This window comes from Lentzea tibetensis (assembly GCF_007845675.1).
Classification (GTDB): Bacteria; Actinomycetota; Actinomycetes; order Mycobacteriales; family Pseudonocardiaceae; genus Lentzea; species Lentzea tibetensis.
Genome location: NZ_VOBR01000003.1, coordinates 291491 through 310645, shown reverse-complemented (window position 1 = coordinate 310645; position 19155 = coordinate 291491). Strand labels below are relative to the sequence as shown.

The 19155-nt window shown below is 69.4% G+C and carries 18 protein-coding genes; 4 read left to right on the top strand and 14 right to left on the bottom strand.

Annotated elements, in window-relative coordinates:
- Nucleotides 1-62: 62 nt before the first annotated feature.
- Genes FKR81_RS05600 through FKR81_RS43340 form a run of 3 tightly spaced genes read left to right on the top strand, consistent with a single transcriptional unit; the run spans nucleotide 63 to nucleotide 2373 of the window.
- Nucleotides 63-953, top strand: a complete 891-nt coding sequence (locus tag FKR81_RS05600) for a bestrophin-like domain (RefSeq protein WP_146349841.1) — start codon at nucleotides 63-65, stop codon at nucleotides 951-953.
- The gene (locus FKR81_RS05595; RefSeq protein ID WP_146349840.1) at nucleotides 953-2209 is read left to right on the top strand and encodes an urea ABC transporter substrate-binding protein; all 1257 of its coding nucleotides are present in this window, start codon (nucleotides 953-955) and stop codon (nucleotides 2207-2209) included. Before FKR81_RS05600 ends, FKR81_RS05595 begins: the two co-directional genes overlap by 1 nt.
- A 14-nt stretch (nucleotides 2210-2223) precedes the next feature.
- Nucleotides 2224-2373, top strand: coding sequence for a hypothetical protein (locus tag FKR81_RS43340; RefSeq protein ID WP_186762791.1), 150 nt, complete (start codon nucleotides 2224-2226; stop codon nucleotides 2371-2373).
- Nucleotides 2374-2379: 6 nt separating this feature from the next.
- Here FKR81_RS43340 and FKR81_RS05590 read toward each other — a convergent pair whose 3' ends face one another.
- The 8 genes from FKR81_RS05590 to rpmE all read right to left on the bottom strand — a co-directional run bounded on the left by FKR81_RS05590 (nucleotide 2380) and on the right by rpmE (nucleotide 9943).
- Entirely contained in the window at nucleotides 2380-2751 is a 372-nt protein-coding gene (locus FKR81_RS05590) for a hypothetical protein (protein WP_146349839.1), read from the bottom strand.
- Nucleotides 2738-3100: a hypothetical protein gene (locus FKR81_RS05585; protein WP_146349838.1), complete on the bottom strand. Its 363-nt coding sequence runs from the start codon at nucleotides 3098-3100 to the stop codon at nucleotides 2738-2740. Before FKR81_RS05585 ends, FKR81_RS05590 begins: the two co-directional genes overlap by 14 nt.
- Nucleotides 3101-3156: 56 nt before the next feature.
- Entirely contained in the window at nucleotides 3157-4935 is a 1779-nt protein-coding gene (locus FKR81_RS05580) for a peptidase inhibitor family I36 protein (protein ID WP_186762790.1), read from the bottom strand.
- Between the two features lie 164 nt (nucleotides 4936-5099).
- Nucleotides 5100-5963 carry a peptide chain release factor N(5)-glutamine methyltransferase gene (prmC, locus tag FKR81_RS05575; protein ID WP_146349836.1) on the bottom strand — a complete coding sequence of 288 codons (864 nt, stop codon included), beginning with the start codon at nucleotides 5961-5963 and terminating at the stop codon, nucleotides 5100-5102.
- Between the two features lie 2 nt (nucleotides 5964-5965).
- On the bottom strand, nucleotides 5966-7351 hold the full coding sequence (gene lpdA / locus FKR81_RS05570) for a dihydrolipoyl dehydrogenase (protein ID WP_146349835.1): 1386 nt from the start codon (nucleotides 7349-7351) through the stop codon (nucleotides 5966-5968).
- 11 nt (nucleotides 7352-7362) lie between these two features.
- Nucleotides 7363-8568, bottom strand: a complete 1206-nt coding sequence (locus FKR81_RS05565) for an acyl-CoA thioester hydrolase/BAAT C-terminal domain-containing protein (protein ID WP_146349834.1) — start codon at nucleotides 8566-8568, stop codon at nucleotides 7363-7365.
- Nucleotides 8569-8585: 17 nt separating this feature from the next.
- Nucleotides 8586-9650, bottom strand: coding sequence for a peptide chain release factor 1 (gene prfA / locus FKR81_RS05560; protein WP_186762789.1), 1065 nt, complete (start codon nucleotides 9648-9650; stop codon nucleotides 8586-8588).
- A gap of 77 nt (nucleotides 9651-9727) precedes the next feature.
- The gene (gene rpmE / locus FKR81_RS05555) at nucleotides 9728-9943 is read right to left on the bottom strand and encodes a 50S ribosomal protein L31 (RefSeq protein WP_146349832.1); all 216 of its coding nucleotides are present in this window, start codon (nucleotides 9941-9943) and stop codon (nucleotides 9728-9730) included.
- Between the two features lie 232 nt (nucleotides 9944-10175).
- Here rpmE and FKR81_RS05550 point away from each other — a divergent pair, with 232 nt between their 5' ends.
- A complete protein-coding gene (locus tag FKR81_RS05550) occupies nucleotides 10176-10550 on the top strand; it encodes a hypothetical protein (protein ID WP_146349831.1) in 375 nt (124 codons plus the stop codon).
- A gap of 57 nt (nucleotides 10551-10607) precedes the next feature.
- On the opposite strand, the gene rho is transcribed toward FKR81_RS05550, so the two are convergent.
- The 6 genes from rho to argS form a co-directional block, all read right to left on the bottom strand.
- On the bottom strand, nucleotides 10608-12578 hold the full coding sequence (rho, locus tag FKR81_RS05545; protein WP_146349830.1) for a transcription termination factor Rho: 1971 nt from the start codon (nucleotides 12576-12578) through the stop codon (nucleotides 10608-10610).
- 319 nt (nucleotides 12579-12897) lie between these two features.
- On the bottom strand, nucleotides 12898-13743 hold the full coding sequence (thrB, locus tag FKR81_RS05540) for a homoserine kinase (RefSeq protein ID WP_235921322.1): 846 nt from the start codon (nucleotides 13741-13743) through the stop codon (nucleotides 12898-12900).
- Nucleotides 13740-14777, bottom strand: a complete 1038-nt coding sequence (gene thrC / locus FKR81_RS05535) for a threonine synthase (protein ID WP_146349828.1) — start codon at nucleotides 14775-14777, stop codon at nucleotides 13740-13742. Before thrC ends, thrB begins: the two co-directional genes overlap by 4 nt.
- The gene (locus FKR81_RS05530) at nucleotides 14774-16087 is read right to left on the bottom strand and encodes a homoserine dehydrogenase (RefSeq protein WP_146349827.1); all 1314 of its coding nucleotides are present in this window, start codon (nucleotides 16085-16087) and stop codon (nucleotides 14774-14776) included. The genes thrC and FKR81_RS05530 overlap by 4 nt, the downstream gene beginning before the upstream one ends.
- A 1-nt stretch (nucleotide 16088) precedes the next feature.
- Nucleotides 16089-17507: a diaminopimelate decarboxylase gene (gene lysA, locus FKR81_RS05525; RefSeq protein ID WP_146349826.1), complete on the bottom strand. Its 1419-nt coding sequence runs from the start codon at nucleotides 17505-17507 to the stop codon at nucleotides 16089-16091.
- Nucleotides 17507-19129 carry an arginine--tRNA ligase gene (argS, locus tag FKR81_RS05520; protein WP_146349825.1) on the bottom strand — a complete coding sequence of 541 codons (1623 nt, stop codon included), beginning with the start codon at nucleotides 19127-19129 and terminating at the stop codon, nucleotides 17507-17509. The genes lysA and argS overlap by 1 nt, the downstream gene beginning before the upstream one ends.
- Nucleotides 19130-19155 lie beyond the last annotated feature (26 nt).

Genomic DNA, 19155 nt, shown 5'->3' with positions numbered 1-19155 from the left:
ACTGAACTTGATCCACTCGAGGGCGATCTGGATACTGTGCGCCAGTCTCGAGTAGGAGTCCCATGCCCACGCGCAAGTCCGGGCCGAGTCCGACGGCGCCAGGGCATTCGTGGCGCACCCGCACGTGGTACGCCGAGGTCGCACTCGGGCTGACCGCGATCGCGCTGCTCTGGCGGTACTGGGCGGAACTGCCGACGTGGCTGGCCGGAGCACTCATCGTCATCGCCATGGCGACGCTCGCGGACTCAGCGCTGCCGGTGGGGGCGCTGCTGCTGCCACCGCGGATCGCCAATCGATACGCGGGACTGCTGGCCGCGGCGTTCGGCACGGTGGGCACGGTCTACGCCGTGGTCGCCGGGTTCGCGGTCAGCTCGGTGTGGGACACCCTGCAGGAGACGCAGCGGGTCATCTCGCACGAGGCCAACGCGCTGGCCGACCTCGAGCGCATGTCGAAGGGGTTCCCCGTCGAGGTGCGCAGGCAGGTCGTCGAGGCCGAGCGGACGTACGGGCGGCTCGTCGTCGGCGAGGAGTGGCAGCTGATGGCGCGCAACAAGTCCAGCACGCGCGCCAACGCCGCGTTCGTCGAGGTGTGGAGCGTGTACACGGACATGGGGCCGGAGTTGCGCGCGAGTCCGTTGTACGACAAGTCGATGGACCGGTTGAACGAGCTGGGCAACGCGCGACGGCAGCGGTTGCTGGCCGCGGGCGAGGAGGTGCCCTCGCTGATGTGGGTGCTGCTGGTGATCGGGTCGATGGCGATGCTGCTGCTGTCGTACTGCTTCGGCGTCTGGAAGTCCTGGCAAATCCGGCTGATCGTGCTGTCGATGTCCGCGATGATCGCGTTCACCATGTTCCTCGTCGCCGCGCTGGAAGGGCCGTTCGACGGCAAGGTCTCGCTGCAGCCCGACGCGATCACGTTGGTGCTGAGCGGAATGCAGCAGCTGGAACAGTGATGCGACGAGCTCTGACCGCCCTCGCGACGGGCGTGGCCGTGGTGGCCGCGCTGACGTACGCCGCGCACACCACCGACGTGCACGCCGAGTCCCCGATCAAGGTCGGGGTGCTGCACTCCGGCACCGGCTCGGTCGCCGCGTCGGAACAGCCCATCACCGACGCCACGATCCTCGCCATCGAGGAGATCAACGCGACCGGCGGCCTGCTCGGCAGACAGGTCGAACCCGTTGTGGTGGACGGGAAGTCGGACTGGCCGACGCACCGCGACGAGGCCGAGCGCCTCATCACGCGGGAACACGTCAGCGCGATCTTCGGCGGGTACACCTCGGCGAGCCGCCGGATCATGGTGCCGATCGTCGAGAAGCATCGGAACCTGTTGCTGTACCCCACCTTCTACGAGGGCATGGAGAGCTCGCCGCACGTCGTCTACACCGGCGCCGCGCCGAACCAGTTCATCACCCCGGCCATCCGGTGGTTCCTCGACAACCGCGGCAAGTCGTTCTTCATCGCCGGCTCCGACTACATCTTCCCGCGAGCGGCCGGCGAGGTGATCAAGAACCAGCTCGGCTACCTCGGCGGCAAGGTCGTCGGCGAGGCGTACGTGCCACTCGGGGCGTCCGATGTGGACCCGATCGTCGAGCAGATCACCAGGGCCAAGCCGGACGTCATCGTCAACATCCTCGTCGGTGAGATCAACCAGCCGTTCTACCAACGGTTGCGCGACGCGGGCATCAACCCGAAGCAGACCCCGACGCTGGCGCTCGTCATCGGCGAGGCGGAGCTGCGGACGATGCCGACCGACCAGATGGCGGGCGACTACGTCGCGATGAACTACTTCCAGAGCATCGAGACCCCCGAGAACAAGCGGTTCGTCGAGTCGTTCCGCAAGCGCTTCGGACCGGACCGGGTGGTGTCCGACCCGATGGAGGCCGCGTACGTGAGCGTCCAGCTGTGGGCGCAGGCCGTGCGGAAGGCCGACACCGCCGACCCGGTCGCCGTCAGGGACGCCGTGAAGGGACAACGGCTCGCCGCGCCGCAGGGCGAGGTGTTCGTCGACGAGGAGAACCTGCACCTGTGGAAGGCCGCCCGGATCGGCCGGATCAGGCGGGACGGCCAGATCGAGATCATCTGGACCACGGAGACGCTGGTGCACCCGGTGCCGTACAGCATCTACCGCACGAAACGGGAGTGGGACGACCTGCTCACCGCGCTGTACGACGGCTGGGGCGGCAGTTGGGCCGCCCCGAGCCCCTGACGACGGAGCCCACCTTGGACATCGCGGACCAGTACGCGGCGCAGGCCGCGGACGCGCTCAACGGCGAGTACGACCGGCACGACGACGAAGCGATCCTGCTGCACGGGATCCTGTCCGCGCTGCTGGCGATCTACCACCGCATGGAACCCGCGAAGCCCGAGTGACGGCTGCTAGCCGATGGGGCACCATTCCGCCCCCACGTCCTTCTGCGCCAACAGCTTGCCCGCGGGGTCGTGCACCCGGACCACGATCTGCTTGCTGTCGTCTCCCCGCACCATCGCGAAGATCGCGACCGAGTTGCACTTGAGGTCGGCGCGAGCGGGGTTGCCCCCGTACTCCAGCCGATACGACAGGACGCCACCGGAACGATCGACGGTCAGCTCGCGAACCCCCTCCTCCTGCCCGCGCTCGCCCAGCGGCTGTTCCTCCGCCCACTGCCGGAACTCCCGCGTCAGATCCGAGTCCGGCCAGCACAACCACCACGCGGAGACCACGACTCCCACGGCGACGGCCACGTGCACACCGCGGCTAACAGGTGGCACCGGACTCCTTGCGCTTCGACACCTCTCCCGACGAGCCGACCACCTCGATCACCACCGGAGCGGGATCCTCGTTGTCGGCCTTGAGGAAGTACCAGACCGCCTCGCACGCCGCGGCCGGCACCACCTGACCGGACAGCCGCAGGCGGTAGGTGTCGCTACCCGAACGGTCGACGGTCAGTTCGGCCGCAGAGGGACCGACGGAGCGATAGCCCTCGCTCTTGGGCTCCGCGGCCGACCAGCTGCGGAACTCACTGGTCAAGTCCGAGTCCGGCCACAGGAACCACCACGCGGCCACCAGCACCAGCACCGCGACCGCGGCCCGCACTCCGTACCTCGGCTGCAGAATCACTATCCGTCCTGTCCCGCGAAAACGGGGTGACCGCACAGGCCACCCCGTTTCACGCGCTATCGGTTGTCGCGGTCGTCCATCACCCGCAGCCCGGCCGTGTTCCCGGACTTGCGCTCGGCCTGGTTGAGCAGACCTTGCAACGGGGTGTAGTCGCTTTCCTCATTGCCGACCTGGCACGGTCCCGGCTTCCCCGGAATCGAACCCTTCAGGATTCCGTACGCCTTCCGGTTGACCTGGCTGAACAGCGGTCCGCCGCTGTCACCCTCCCGGCTGCAAATGTCGGTCAGCAGGTAGAAGGACAGCACGCCGAAGAACTGCCCGCACCGCGTGCCCGCTTCGTAGCCGTTGTTGTGGTCGGTGTTGGTCGTCTCCACGTTCGCGGATCCGGTCGCGCAGACGACCTCGCCGCGCTTCATGTCGAGAACCGGCATCATTCCCGCCATGTAAGTGAACTCGGGATTGCACGGCCTCGTGCCCGCCTGGCACCGGACGAAGACGCCGTTCTTCTTGGCGCGCTTGTTGATCCAGTGATCCGCCCAGTTCGTGTCACCGGTCTGCTGATAAGGCAGCAGTGCGTAGTCCGCGGGCAGGATGCCGTCGTCCGGGTACTGCGCGATCGAACCCCGTTCGGTGTTCACCGGAATGCCGTTGTGGTACGTGCGGTCTTCCTTCTGGTGATTCGGCGTCAGCACGCAGTGCCCGGCGGTCAGGGTGTAGACCTGACCGTTCTTGTCGCCCTTCACGTTGAAGCCCGCGCTGCACCCACCCCACGTGCCCGCGGTGTCCCGCGTGACGTCGAGGCGGTAGCCGCCCATCATCGGCGGCCAGCAGCTGGCGACCGGGCACGGCTGCTCGTAGGACTGGGCCGCGCTCGGTCGAGGTGCCTGAACGTCGTCCCGCACGGCACGTGAGGAGATGTCCTGGCGCACGACCTTGTCCCCGTACGCCGCGAGCACCTGGGCCGCCCGCGTGGCCGCCTCCTGGTTCACCTTGGCCGGATCGGCCAGTGCGAGCACCTGGTTGCGCGACTCGTCCACCTCCGCGACGTACGGGGCACCCAGCTTCGCGGCCACCTCGTCCGCCGTGCTCCGCAGGTCGCGCATCGACCAGCGGACCTGGTTGGTGCGGATGTGCGCGATGTCCTTCTCACCGGCGAGCGTCGTCGTCAGCGCGTCCGGCGCGGTCGCGCTGATCACCAGCACGCCACCGCCCTGCTGGTCGAGCTGAATGCCCGCGTAGTTGTCCGGGTGCGCGGCCAGCAGCCGTTTCTGGAGCTCCGGAATCGTGCGCTGCAGCTCGAGCCTGCGCAGCGCCTCGTCCCGTCCCACCCGGTAGGTCCGGGTCAGGTACTCCACACTTTCCTGGACGTCGTGAGCGGGCGTCGGTTCCATCGCGGTGCTGGTGCCGCGGCACGAACGCGCGTTCAGCCACAGGTTGGAACTGACGACGTTCCCCCAGCTCTTGGTGTAGAAAACCCCGTTCGCCCAGGTGCCATTGGTGTCCAGTGGCAGATCGGCCATGGAGTCCCCGTTGCACACGACGGTGAACCCACCGCGGTGCTGTACGTCCCTCGCGAGAATCACGTCGGGACTCGGGTCGTTCAGGAACCCGTTGTTGAAGATCGACTGAGCGTTGTCGTGCATGAAGGCGAATTGAGCCGGCCATGCCGCCCAGCTCAACTCGGTGGCGTAAACCGCGACACCCCGGCCCGCGTAGTTCAGTTCGGTCCACACGCACACGTATCCGGCCAGGCAGTTGACCTTGCCCGCCGCGATCTCGATGAGTCTCGGTGCCAGCGGTTTCGCTGAAGCGACCGGCGTCACCGAAAAGATCAATAAGGAAAAGCTCAGGGCAAAGAGCATGAGTTTTCGCATGTGCTAACCCCCAACACCACTTCACTCCCCAATTTGAAAAGTGGTGATCCCGGAGGCTAGCGAGGCCCATGGGAGCGCCATACCGCCGATCGGCGCTACGCGAGAATTACCGCCGAAATGGAATCTCAGGCCCGGCGGGCGGTGGCGAAACGCGGGCGGCCGGCCAAATCCTTGTGCCCCAGCACATCCGTCAGCACCCGTCGAGCCGCCAGCAGCTCGGGCACCGAGGTGCCGTGCGTGTCGTCGTGTTCGATCCCCACGAACCCGCCCGGACGAAGCCACCGCGCAGCCGCCGACACGACGCACCGGATCACGTCCAGGCCGTCCGCGCCGGAGAACACCGCGTCGTGCGGGTCGTGGTCGGACACCTCGGGATGGACGGACGTTCCCTCTGGCACGTAAGGGGGATTGCACACGACGAGATCGACGGAACCATCCACATCGGACAGCAACGTCGGGTCGCAGGCGTCACCGGAGAGCAGCCGGATCGGCGTGTCCCCCGCCGCCACGCGGGCATCGGAGTTGCGGCGCGCCCAGGACAACGCCGCGGGTGACTTCTCCACCGCGTACACCACGGCGTCCGGACGTGCCTGCGCCAGCGACAGTGCGAGCACGCCGGAACCCGTGCAGAGATCGATGATCACGGGCGACGGAACGTCCACAAGGGACTTCAGCGCCCACTCCATCAGCAGTTCCGTCTCGGGCCGGGGGACGAACACCCCCGGCCCGACGGAGACCGAGATGGCGCCCATGGCGGACCAGCCGGTGATGTGCTGCAGCGGTTCGCGCTGAGCACGGCGTTGCACGAGCTTGTGCAGCGCGTCGATCACCGACGCGTCCACCAGCGGGATCAGCGGCAGCCGGCCGCGGTCGACGCCGAGCACGTGTGCGGCCAGCAGTTCGGCGTCGACTCGCGGGGAGTCGACGCCTGCCGCGGACAGCATGCGTTCGGCTTCGAGAATGGCGAGGCGGATCGGCTGTCGCGTCATCATCAGAAGTTGATCATATGCCCGGCCAGGCCGTGCACCGCTTCCTTCACCGCTTCGCCGAGGGTCGGGTGCGCGTGGACGTTGCGGGCGACCTCGTGGACGGTCAGGTCCCACTGCTGCGCCAGGGTCAGCTCCGGCAGCAGCTCAGTCGCCTCGGGGCCGATGATGTGGCCACCGAGGAGCTCGCCGTACTTCGCGTCGCTGATGAGCTTCACGAAGCCGCCGAAGTCGCCGAGGCCGTGGGCCTTTCCGTTGGCGGTGAAGGGGAACTTCGCGACCTGGACGTCGTAGCCCTTCTCACGGGCCTGCGCCTCGGTGTAGCCGAACGACGCGATCTGCGGCTGGCAGTACGTCGCGCGCGGGATCATCACGTAGTCGAGCTCCATGGTCTCGGCGCCCGCGATGGTCTCGGCGGCGATGATGCCCATGGACTCGGCGGCGTGCGCGAGCATCAGCTTCGCGGTCACGTCACCGATGGCGAAGATGTGCGGCACCGAGGTGCGGCAGACGCCGTCGATGTCGATGGCGCCGCGGTCGGTCAGCTTCACGCCGGTGTTCTCCAGGCCGTAGCCCTCGACGCGCGGCGCGAAACCGATGGCCTGCAGCACCTTGTCGGTCTCGATGACCTCCTCCGCGCCGTCCTTCGACACCGTCACGCGGACGCGCGGGCCGGACTCGTCGATCGACTCGACGCGGGTGCCGACGCGGACGTCGATGCCCAGCTTCTTGTAGCGCTTGAGCAGCTCGGTGGACACCTCGACGTCCTCGAGCGGCACCATCCGGTCGAGGAACTCGACGATGGTGACCTTCACGCCGTAGTTGTGCATGACGTAGGCGAACTCGACGCCGATCGCGCCCGCACCGGCGATGACGATCGAGGACGGCAGGTCCTCGGTGAGGATCTGCTCCTCGTAGGTCACCACGCGGTCCGACTTGGACGTGCCGGGCAGCATGCGGGTCGTCGCGCCGACCGCGATGATCGCGTTGGCGAACGTGATGGTCTCGCCGCCGACGGTCAGGGTGTTGTCGTCGACGAACTGCGCCCAGCCGTTGTACTCCTGGATGCCGTTCTTCTTCATCAGGAAGTGCACGCCCTTGACGCGGCCGTCCGCGACCTTCCGGCTGCGGCGGTACGCCTCGCCGTAGTCGAAGCTCACGGTGCCGTCGACCTTGATGCCGTACGTCTTCGCCTCGTGGGTGAAGATGTGCGCCAGCTCCGCGTTGCGCAACAGCGCCTTGGAGGGGATGCAGCCGACGTTCAGGCAGACGCCGCCCCAGTACTTCTCCTCCACGATGGCGGTCTTCAGCCCGAGCTGGGCCGCACGGATCGCCGCGACGTACCCGCCGGGCCCCGCACCCACGACGACGACATCAAAGTGTGCGCTCATGAGCACACACCCTAGGTGGAGAGCTGCTCGGTGAAGAACTCAACCGTCCGTTTCCACGCGTCGGCCTGGGCGGCCGCATTGGCCTCGGGCGTACCGCCGTACGCGAACGTCACGCCGGGTCCCGGACCGAACAGGTCGGTGGCCGGGCGGTGCGGCGGGCCCGCGATCAGGTGTCCTGCCTCGGTGTACACGACGTGCTGGTACGGGAACGGGTGCCCGTGCGCCGCGAGCCGGGTCTCGGCGACCTCGCTGAGCTCCTCGCACGGCCAGCCCTCGTCCAGTCCGGACGAGATGAGCAACACACCGCCGACGATGTTCTCGACCGGGATCTCGCAGTCCGCGGGGATGCCGTCGGACGTGTCGAACGCCAGGCGCAACGGCACGGGCTCGTCGTTCACGACGAGCGACCGCAGCTCGTCCGACACGTAGTAGGGCAGGTACGGCAGCGGCTCGCCCTGCCACGTCCACGACGCCGCCTCGTGGTCGAGCTTCTGCAGCAGGTTCGCTCCCGGCCCGATCCCCTGCGTCACGACACCGCTGCCCACGACGCTCACGACCGCGCGCACCTCGGGGTAGTGCGCGCCGACGAGCAACGCCAGCTCACCGCCCCGCGACGCCCCGACCAGGCCGATCTCACCCGCGCGCTCGCGCAGCCACTCGATCGCGGTGCCGAAGTACTCCAGCGGGATGTCCACGAGGTGCTTGGACACACCCGGCACGCCGAAGTGAGCGAGCGTGAGGGCCGCGAACCCGTGCCGCGCGAGCAGCGCCGCGTCCAGCTCGTGCAGGCCGCCCTCGGAGCCGCTCAGCACGATCACGCCGGGGTAGGTGGAGTCGTCGTCCGGCTCGAACAGCACGCCGACCAGGCCGCGTTCACGCACCTCGGTGCGCCGCACGCCGTCCGGCACGCGCTGGCGGTCCAGCTCGACCTCGCCGATGTCGTCGACGGACAGGACGACCGGCCCCGGCTTGCCGCCGGTGTGCTCCAGCGACCAGAACAACCCCATCGGGTCAACGCCTCGGTAGCTGCCTTCGACGGGCGCGTGCCTGGTCAGGTCGACGCAGCCGCGTTCATCGGCCAGGAAGACGGCGTGCGCGTCGCGGTCGCCGGTGTTCAGCCGGACGGTGACCTTCTCGTCCGGAGGCAGCCCCACCACGACTACGTCGACGGGACTGTCGAGGGGCGCTGACTGCGGATTCACCAGGATCTCGGCCATCACGCGCCCCTCTCACGTCACCCGCCTGCGAGCCGCTCCGCTCGGTCGGCGGCGGCCAGCGCGTCCAACACCGCGTCCAGGTCGCCGTCGAGCACCTGGTCAAGGTTATGTGCTTTGTACCCGACGCGGTGATCAGAAATTCGCGACTCGGGGAAGTTGTAGGTCCGCACCCGCTCGGAGCGGTCGACCGTGCGGATCTGCGTGCGCCGCGCGTCCGACTGCTCCTGCGCCTTCTGCTCCTCGGCCAGCGCGGCCAGGCGCGACTGGAGGACCTGCATGGCGCGGGCCTTGTTCTGCAGCTGCGAGCGCTCGTTCTGGCAGGACACGACGATGCCGGTCGGCAGGTGCGTGATGCGCACGGCCGAGTCCGTGGTGTTGACCGACTGGCCGCCCTTGCCGGACGACCGGTAGACGTCGATGCGCAGGTCCTTCTCGTCGATCTCGACCTCGCCGACCTCTTCGGCCTCGGGGAAGACGAGCACGCCCGCCGCGGACGTGTGGATGCGGCCCTGCGACTCGGTGACCGGCACGCGCTGCACGCGGTGCACGCCGCCCTCGTACTTCAGCCGGCTCCAGACACCGTCCGGGCTCGCGGTCTTGGCCTTGATGGCGAGCGTGACGTCCTTGAACCCGCCCAGGTCGGAGTCCGTGCCGTCGAGGATGTCGGCCTTCCAGCCGTGCCGCTCGGCGTACCGCATGTACATGCGCGCCAGGTCGCCCGCGAACAGCGCGGACTCCTCGCCGCCCTCGCCGGACTTGATCTCCAGCACCACGTCGTCGCCGTCGTGCGGGTCGCGCGGGAGCAGCAGCTCGGTGAGCTTCTCCTCCAGCTGCGGGATCCGCTTCTCGAGCTCGTCGGCTTCCTCGGCGAACGCGGCGTCCTCGCCTGCCAGCTCCTTCGCCGCCTCGAGGTCGTTGCGGACCTGCTCGATCTCGCGCGCGGTCTTCACGATCGGGCCCAGCGCGGCGTACCGCTTGCCGAGCTTGCGCGCTCCCGCCTGGTCGGCGTGCACCGACGGGTCGGCGAGCTTCTGCTCGAGCTCGGTGTACTCGGCGAGCAAGCTGTCCAACGACTGAGCCACGACGTCACTCCTGGTGTTGAGGGTGGAGACGACAACGGCGTCCACCCGGACACGCCGGGTGGACGCCGTTTACGCAGCTACTTGCCCTTGCGCTTCCCGTAGCGCGCCTCGAACCGCGCCACGCGACCGCCGGTGTCCAGGATCTTCTGCTTGCCCGTGTAGAACGGGTGGCAGTTCGAGCAGACCTCGACGTGCACGGAGCCGGAGGTCTTGGTGCTCCGGGTGGTGAAGGTGTTGCCGCAGCCGCAGGTGACCTCGGTGGTCACGTACTCCGGGTGAATACCAGACTTCAACGTCTCGCCCTTTCGGATGTGGCCGCCGGGTCCCTAGCTGTTGCACAGGGTGAACCGGAGCCGGACTCGACCAGTTAGTTTGCCAGACCGTTCAACACGTGCAAAAACGGGATTGTTCCCGTGGCCGACGTCACAGCCGCTCGTCGTCCGCTATCGGCCGTTTGGCGCAAGCAGTAACCGTTCGACCACATACGGCTGGGTCTGGTGAAAGGGAGTCAGCACACTGTGTGTCGTGTTCTGCGCACCCGAACGCCCGCTGAGCCTGCCGAAGTGGCTGGCCGTGCCGTTCCTCTTCTCCGCAGCCGTGTACGGGCTGATCGGAGTCGCCGGAGTGGTGACGGGAACGTTCTCAGCCGTGCCGCTGTCCGTGCTGGTCAGCGGCGCTTCCGTCGCTGTCGCCGTGGCCACGAGCAGCACCGTGCGGTGGCACTCGAACCGGCAGCGCACGTGGCTGCGGTGGCCCTACCTGACGGCCGTGCTCGCCGGTGGCGTGCTGGTCAGCGGGGTTGAGGTGCCCGCCGTGGCGTGCGCGCTCGTGGGTCTGCCCACGCTCCTGGTGCTGGTCGCGCAGTGCCTGCGGAGCTCATCGGACGTCGTCACCCGATAAGACCAACAACGAGGCCCCCTCCGCCCGAAGGTGGAGGGGGCCTCGTCGTTTCGAACGTCAGTCTTGCTCTGCGCCCGGGGTCGTCTTCGCGACCTGCATCAGGAACTCGATGTTGGTACGCGACTTCCGCAGCCGGTCGAGCAGCAGGTCGATGGCCTGCTGGCCGTCCAGAGCGTGCAGGACGCGGCGCAGCTTGTGCGTCACGGCCATCTCGTCCGGCGGCAGGAGCAGCTCTTCCTTGCGGGTACCGGACGAGTCGACGTCCACCGCGGGGAAGGTGCGCTTGTCGGCGATCTTCCGGTCGAGCTTCAGCTCGGCGTTGCCCGTGCCCTTGAACTCCTCGAAGATGACCGAGTCACCGGCGGAGCCGGTCTCGACCAGCGCCGTCGCGATGACGGTCAGCGAGCCGCCGCCCTCGATGTTGCGGGCGGCGCCGAGGAAGCGCTTCGGCGGGTAGAGCGCCGTCGAGTCGACACCACCGGACAGGATGCGACCGGACGCCGGGGCGGCCAGGTTGTACGCACGGCCAAGACGGGTGATCGAGTCCAGCAGCACGACCACGTCGTGACCCATCTCGACCAGGCGCTTCGCCCGCTCGATGGCCAGCTCCGAGATCGTGGTGTGGTCCGACGGCGGCCGGTCGAAGGTCGAGGCGATGACCTCGCCCTTCACCGAGCGCTGCATGTCCGTGACCTCTTCCGGACGCTCGTCCACCAGGACGACCATCAGGTGGCACTCGGGGTTGTTCGTCGTGATCGCGTTCGCGATCGACTGGAGCACCGAGGTCTTACCGGCCTTCGGCGGCGACACGATCAGGGCGCGCTGGCCCTTGCCGATCGGCATCACCAGGTCGATGACACGGGTGGTGAGGATGTGCGGCTCGGTCTCGAGGCGCAGTCGCTCGTTCGGGTACAGCGGCGTCAGCTTGGTGAAGTCGGGGCGGTTGCGCGCCTCCTCCGGGTCCAAGCCGTTGATCTTGTCGACGCGCACCAGCGGGTTGAACTTCTGCCGCTGCTGCTCGCCGTCGCGCGGCTGGCGGACGGCGCCGGTGAGCGCGTCACCGCGGCGCAGGCCGTACTTGCGCACGAGGGAGAGCGAGACGTAGACGTCGTTCGAGCCGGCCAGGTAGCCGGACGTGCGGACGAACGCGTAGTTCTCCAGCACGTCCAGTATTCCGGCGACCGGCAGCAGGACGTCGTCGTCGCGCACCTCGGTGTCGCGGGCGTCGCCGCCACCACGACCTTCGCCCTCGCCACGGCCACCGCGACGGCGGCGGTCCCGGAAGCGACGACCACGGCGGTCGCCGTCCTCGTCGTCCGGACCCTGGCCCTGACCGCCGCCCTGGCGGTCACGATCGCGGTCGCCACCGCCCTGACGGTTGCGGTCGCGGCCCCGGTCACCCCGGTCGCCGCGGTCCTGGCGCTCGCCACCGCGGTCACCGCGCTCGGAGCGCTCCTGGCGCTCGCCCCGGTCACCCCGGTCCTGGCGCTCGCCACGCTCCTGGCGGTCACCTCGGTCCTGGCGGTCACCGCGCTCGGGGCGCTCGGCCCGCTCCTGGCGCTGCTCACCCTGCTGGGCGTCACCGCCCTCAGAGCTGCCGCCACGGCCGGAACGACGGCGCCGGTTGTTGCGGCGGCCGCCTTCCTCGCCGTCGCCGGAGGGCCGCTCAGCGACCTCCAGCTGCTGCTGAACAGGCTTTTCAGCGGGTGCCTCTGCGGCAACCGGCTTCTCGACGGTCTTCTCGACCACCTTCGCCGGCTTGTCTGCGGCGGGCGTCGCGGCACGACCGGAGGCGCCGCCGCCCTGCTTCTCCTTGATCGCCGCGATGAGGTCGCCCTTGCGCAGACCAGCGGTTCCGGTGATACCCAGCTCGGTGGCCAGCTCGCGCAGTTCGGCGAGCACCATGCCGGACAGACCCGCGCGGCGGCGCGGCGTCGTGCCGTTCGTTGGGGTGGACAGAGCGTTCTCCTCGGCTCCAGAACCAGAAGCAGCTGCGACTTCGCTGCTCAGCAAATCGGTGTTGCTCACACAAGTCCTTCCTGACCAGGCCCCGCCTCCTACGCGGCCCAGCGGACCCGCTGTCCGACGGAACGCGGAACAGCGGTTCGTCCGATGAAGACGGAGCGAATTGAAGAGGGCTCCGCCCAGCACGGGACTTTCACGGTCACACGGCGATCGGGTGCCTCCCCGCGTCCGCCCCGCCCGCACGGCACAGAGCCGGAACGCAAAAGGATTGCGACCCGGAACGAGTGTCCGGGCGCGACACCGGCGCCCGTGCGCGCGGTGACTGATCGCCCCCGAGGGTAGACGCCGGTCTCATCGCATGCAACAACCGGGGTCCCGCGTGTCAGTCCAACGGACGAACCCGAACGCCGGATGTGTCGACTTCGAGTCGTCGCACGTCGAAGCCCTGCACGTCCACCTCGGGCGGCACGGAACCGAGCACGAGTGCGGTCGGTCCCGCGCCTGAGACGGCCGCGGGGACACCGAGCTTGCGAAGATCGTTGATCACCCGAACGGTGTCGGGCCACGCGGGCTCGCGGTACTGCTGGTGCAACCGATCCTCTGTCGCTGCAAGGAGAAGCGACGGATCGGTGGTCAGCGCGTGCACCGCGAGTGCGGCCCGCCCGGCGGCGAAGGCCGCGTCCGCGTGCGGCACCTCGGCCGGCAGGAGACCGCGCGTCGTCTTGGTCGATGACTCCTGCGCTGGAATCAGCACCGTCGGCCGGACGTCCGGGTGGGGGTCCTTCCGAACAGCGCGGAAGCGCTCTCCCTCGCTCCACGCGATGACGACACCGCCGAACAGGCTGGCGGCCGCGTTGTCCGCGTGGCCCTCGAACTGGGCGGCGATTTGCAACGCGTCCGTGTCCAACTCGCGACCGAGCAAGGCGTAGCCGGCGGCCACCCCGGCCACGATCGCCGCGGCCGACGACCCGAGCCCGCGCGCGTGCGGGATCGAGTTGCGGCACGTCAGGCCGAGTCCACCCGTGTACCCGGCCGCGCGAACGGCCCGCACGACCAGGTGCGACTCGTCGCGCGGCACGGCGTCCGCGCCGGCACCGCTGACGTCGATGCTCAGCCCGTCAGCGGCCCGGACCTCGACCTCGTCGTAGAGGCCCAGCGCCATGCCCAGCGCGTCGAATCCCGAACCGAGGTTCGCGGTCGACGCCGGAACCGTGATCAGGAAGCTCACACGAGCTCCAGCGCGTGCGCGACGGCACCGGGGTCGACCGGCACCGGCTCGACCTCGGTGAGGCCGAGCAGCGCCGTGTCCGGGTCCTTCAAGCCGTGCCCGGTCACCGTGCACGCCACGAGCGAGCCAGCGGGCAGCCTGCCGTCCGCTGCGACCTTGAGCACACCGGCGACGGACGCGGCGGACGCGGGCTCGACGAACACGCCCTCGCGCAGCGCCAGCAGCCGGTAGGCGGCCAGGATCTCCTCGTCGGTCACCGCGTCGATGAGGCCACCGGACTCGTCGCGGGCGGTGATGGCACCGGTCCACGAGGCGGGCGAGCCGACGCGGATCGCGGTCGCGATGGTCTCCGGGTTCAGCACCGGCTCACCGATGACCAGCGGCGCGGCACCCGCGGCCTGGAAGCCGAACATCTTCGGCAGGCCCTGGTCGTACTCCGAGTAGCCCCGCCAGTAGGCGGTGATGTTGCCCGCGTTGCCGACCGGCAGGCAGTGGAAGTCCGGCGCGCGGCCGAGCACGTCGCAGATCTCCCACGCGGCGGTCTTCTGACCGATCAGACGCACCGGGTTGACCGAGTTCACCAGCGTCACCGGGTACTCGGCGGCCGTCTTCGACGCCAGCTCGAGGCAGTCGTCGAAGTTGCCGTCGATCTGCAGGATCTTCGCGCCGTGCGCGACGGCCTGCGCCAGCTTGCCGAGCGCGATCTTGCCGCTGGGCACCAGGACGGCTGCCATCAGGCCCGCCTTGGCCGCGTAGGCGGCGGCGGAGGCCGAGGTGTTGCCGGTGGACGCGCAGATCACGGCCTTGATGCCGGAAGCGAGCGCGTACGTCATGGCCACGGTCATGCCGCGGTCCTTGAACGAGCCGGTCGGGTTCATGCCCTCGACCTTGAGGTAGACCGACGAGCCGGTCAGCTGCGACAGGTGCTTCGCCTCGACGAGTGGCGTGCCGCCCTCGTGCAGCGTGACGACCTCAGCGCCCTCGGGCAACGGGATCCGATCGGCGTATGCGCGAATGATGCCTGGCCAGGTCATTCCGCACCCTCCACTCTCATCACGCTGACGACCTCCCGCACCACGGGGAGCCCGCCAATCTTGTCCACAGTGGACCGGAGTGCGGCGTCGGACGCCGCGTGGGTCACGATCACGAGGCTCGCGTCCTCGGTGCGGCCTTCCTGGCGCACCGCCGCGATGCTCACGTCGTGCTCGGCGAACACGGCAGCCACCTGGGAGAGCACACCCGGCTTGTCCGCGACGTCGAGGCTGATGTGGTAGCGCGTCGGCGTGTTGCCCATCGGCTGCACGGGCAGCGCCGCGTACGCCGACTCGCGCGGACCGCGTCCGCTCACGACCTTGTTGCGCGCCACGGCGACCAGGTCGCCGAGCACCGCGCTCGCGGTCGGCGCGCCACCGGCGCCGCGGCCGTAGAACATCATCTCGCCCGCCGCGTCCGCCTCGACGAACACGGCGTTGAACGCGCCGTTGACGCTCGCCAGCGGGTGCGACCTCGGGATCATCGCCGGGTGCACGCGCACCGCAACGGACTCGGTGCCGTCGGAGACGACGCGCTCGCAGATCGCGAGCAGCTTCACCGTGCGCCCCAGGCCCTTCGCGGCCGCGATGTCCGCCGCCGACACCTGAGCGATGCCCTCGCGGTGCACGTCCGCCGCCGTCACGCGGGTGTGGAACGCAAGGGACGCAAGGATCGCGGCCTTCGACGCGGCGTCGAAGCCGTCCACGTCCGCGGTCGGGTCCGCCTCCGCGTAGCCCAGCCGCGACGCCTCCTCCAGCGTCTCGCCGTAGCCGGCGCCGGTGGCGTCCATCGCGGAGAGGATGAAGTTCGTCGTGCCGTTCACGATGCCCATGACGCGCGTGATCCGGTCTCCCGCAAGGGATTCGCGCAACGGGCGCAGCAGCGGGATGGCACCGGCGACGGCCGCCTCGAAGTACAGGTCGGCGCCGGACGCGTCGGCGGCCTCGAACAGGTCGGCCGCGTGCTCGGCGAGCAGCGCCTTGTTCGCCGTGACGACGGACTTGCCGGAGCGCAGTGCGTCCAGCAGCCACGTGCGCGTGGGCTCGATGCCGCCGATGACCTCGACGACCACGTCCACGTCGTCCGACGTCACCAGTCCGGCGGCGTCCGTGGTGAGCAGCTCCTTCGGGACGTCACGCTCCTTGTTGAGCCTGCGCACGGCGATGCCCGCGAGCTCGACGGGCGCGCCGATGCGCTGCGTCAGCTCGCCGGCCTGGTCGGTGAGCAGCCGGACGACCTCGGTGCCCACCGTGCCGCAGCCCAGCAGTGCAACCCTGATCGGTTTTGCTGCGCCCGATTTTTCGGCTGGCACTTCATACCTCCAGACGGAACAAGTCGTCCTCGGTCTCGCGGCGCAGCAAGAGCCGCGCCACCCCCTCTTGCACCGCGGCCAGAGCCGGCCGCGGAAGTCGGTTGTAGCTGCTCGCCATCGAGTAGCAGTAGGCACCGGTCGCGGCGACGGCGAGCAGGTCGCCGGGCGCCAGGTCGTCCGGCAGCCAGCAGTCGCGCACGACGATGTCGCCGGACTCGCAGTGCTTGCCGACGACGCGGCACAGCACGGCCCGCGACTCCGGCTCGGACGCGCGGGAGACCAGCTTGCAGTCGTACACCGCGTCGTACAGCGCGGTGCGGATGTTGTCGCTCATGCCGCCGTCGACGCTGACGTACCGGCGCCGCGCGCCACCGTCCAGCTCGACGTCCTTGATGGTGCCGACCTCGTACAGCGTCACCGTGCCGGGACCGACGATCGCCCGGCCCGGCTCGACGGCGATGCGCGGCATCGGCAGGCCCTCGTGCTCGCACTCCTTCTGCACGATGTTGTGCAGCTGGCGGGCCAGTTCGGCGGGCGGCGGCGGGTCGTCGTCCGCGGTGTAGGCGATGCCGAGACCGCCACCGAGGTCGACGACGGACAACGACTCGATGTCGCCGTGCTCCTCGCGCAGCTGGGCCAGCAGCCCGACGACGCGGCGGGCCGCGACCTCGAAGCCGCTGGCGTCGAAGATCTGCGAGCCGATGTGGCTGTGCAGGCCGATCAGCTGCAGCCCGGTCGCCTTGAGCACCCGGCGCACGGCCTCCAGCGCGTCGCCGGACGTCAGCGAGAAGCCGAACTTCTGGTCCTCGTGCGCGGTCGCGATGAACTCGTGGGTGTGCGCCTCGACGCCGACCGTGACGCGGACCAGCACCGGCTGCACGACACCGCGTTCACGCGCGATGTGGTCCAGCCGGGCGATCTCGTGGTACGAGTCGACGACGACGCCACCGACACCGGCCTCGACGGCCGCGGTCAGCTCGGCGACGCTCTTGTTGTTGCCGTGCAACGCGATCCGCTCGGGCGGGAACTCGGCCCGCAGCGCGATCGCGAGCTCGCCGCCGCTGCAGACGTCGATGCTGAGGCCCTCCTCGGCGACCCAGCGGGCCACCTGGACGCTCAGGAACGCCTTGGACGCGTAGTGCACGAGCGTCGGGTCGCCGAACGCCGCCGCGTGCTCGCGGCAGCGGGCGCGGAAGTCCTGCTCGTCCATGACGAACAGCGGCGTGCCGTACTGCTCGGCGAGCGCGCGCACGTCGACGCCCGCGAGCTCGACGACGCCGCTCTCGGTGCGCTGCGCGTTGCGCGGCCACACCTGCGGGTGCAGCTGGTCGATCTGGTCGTGGCCGGACGGGCGGTCACCGGCGGTGCTGCCGGGGACCATCACGTCGGCGTGCCTTGGCCCTGCGGGGTGCGCGCGCATCACATGCGCTCCGGCGCGGTGACGCCGAGCAGGGCGAGGCCCGCGGCGAACACCCGCTTCGTGGCGGTGCAGAGCTGCAACCGTGCCTGGTGCAACGGAGTGGTCTCCTCGTCGCCGCGCGGGAGCACGCGGCACGCTTCGTAGAACCGGTGGTAGGTGCCCGCGAGTTCTTCGAGGTACCTCGCCACCCGGTGGGGCTCGCGCAGCTCGGCGGCGGTGGCCACCACGCGCGGGAACTCACCGATGGTGCGGATCAGGTCGCCCTCGCGTTCGTGCGTGAGCAGACCGAAGTCGTCGCCCGGCGTGACGCCGAGGTCGGCGCCGTTGCGCAGGACGGCCGAGATGCGGGCGTGTGCGTACTGCACGTAGTAGACCGGGTTGTCGTTGCTGTGCTTGCGCAGCAGGTCCAGGTCGATGTCCAGCGACGAGTCGACCGACGAGCGCGTCATCGCGTACCTGGCCGCGTCCACACCGACGGCCTCGACCAAGTCGTCCATGGTGATCACGGTGCCCGCGCGCTTGCTCATCCGCACCGGCTGGCCGTCGCTGACGAGGTTCACCAGCTGCCCGATGAGCACCTCGACGCTGTCCGGGTCGTCGCCGAGCGCGGCCGCGGCGGCCTTGAGGCGCGCGATGTAGCCGTGGTGGTCCGCGCCGAGCATGTAGATGCACAGGTCGAAGCCGCGCGCCCGCTTGTCGACGAGGTAGGCGATGTCACCCGCGATGTAGGCGGGGTTGCCGTCGCTCTTGATGACGACGCGGTCCTTGTCGTCGCCGAAGTCCGTGGACCGCAGCCACCAGGCACCGTCCTTCTCGTACAGCGACCCGTTCGCCTTGAGCTTCTCGACGGCCTGCTCGACGCGGCCCTCGGCGTGCAGCGAGTCCTCGTGGAAGAAGACGTCGAAGTCGGTGCCGAACTCGTGCAGCGACCGCTTGATCTCGGAGAACATCAGCCCGACGCCGACCTCGCGGAACTGATCGAAGTCCGCGCTCGGCTCGCGGCGCAGCACCTCGGCGGCGATGTCGCTGACGTACGTGCCCGCGTAGCCGTCCTCAGGCGTCGGCTCGCCCTTCGACGCGGCGACGAGGGACCGGACGAACCGGTCGATCTGCGCGCCCGCGTCGTTGAAGTAGTACTCGCGGGTGACCTCGGCGCCGCGGGCGGTCAGGACACGTCCGAGCGCGTCGCCGACGGCGGCCCAGCGCGCGCCGCCCAGGTGGATCGGCCCGGTGGGGTTCGCGCTGACGAACTCCAGGTTGATCTTCTTGCCGCCCAGCTCAGCACCAGTTCCGTAGCCGGGTTCGAGCGCGTCGCGGACGATCGCGCCCTGCGCCTCGGTGGCGATGCGGAGGTTCAGGAAGCCCGGTCCGGCGATCTCGGCGCCGGCGATGGCGGGCTGCTGCTCGAGCGCCTCGGCGAGCCACGTGGCCAGGTCGCGGGGCGCGACGCCGACCTTCTTGGCGGTCTGCAGCGCGAGGTTCGTCGCGTAGTCCCCGTGCTCGGGATTGCGGGGTCGCTCGACGGTGACCACGGCCGGGACGGCGGTGGTGTCGAGGCCGCGGCCGGACAGCACGTCCACGGCCGTGGCGCGGACCAGTTCGGCGAGTGCAGCGGGGGTCACCTCGGAGAGTCTAGGGAAGCGTTCCC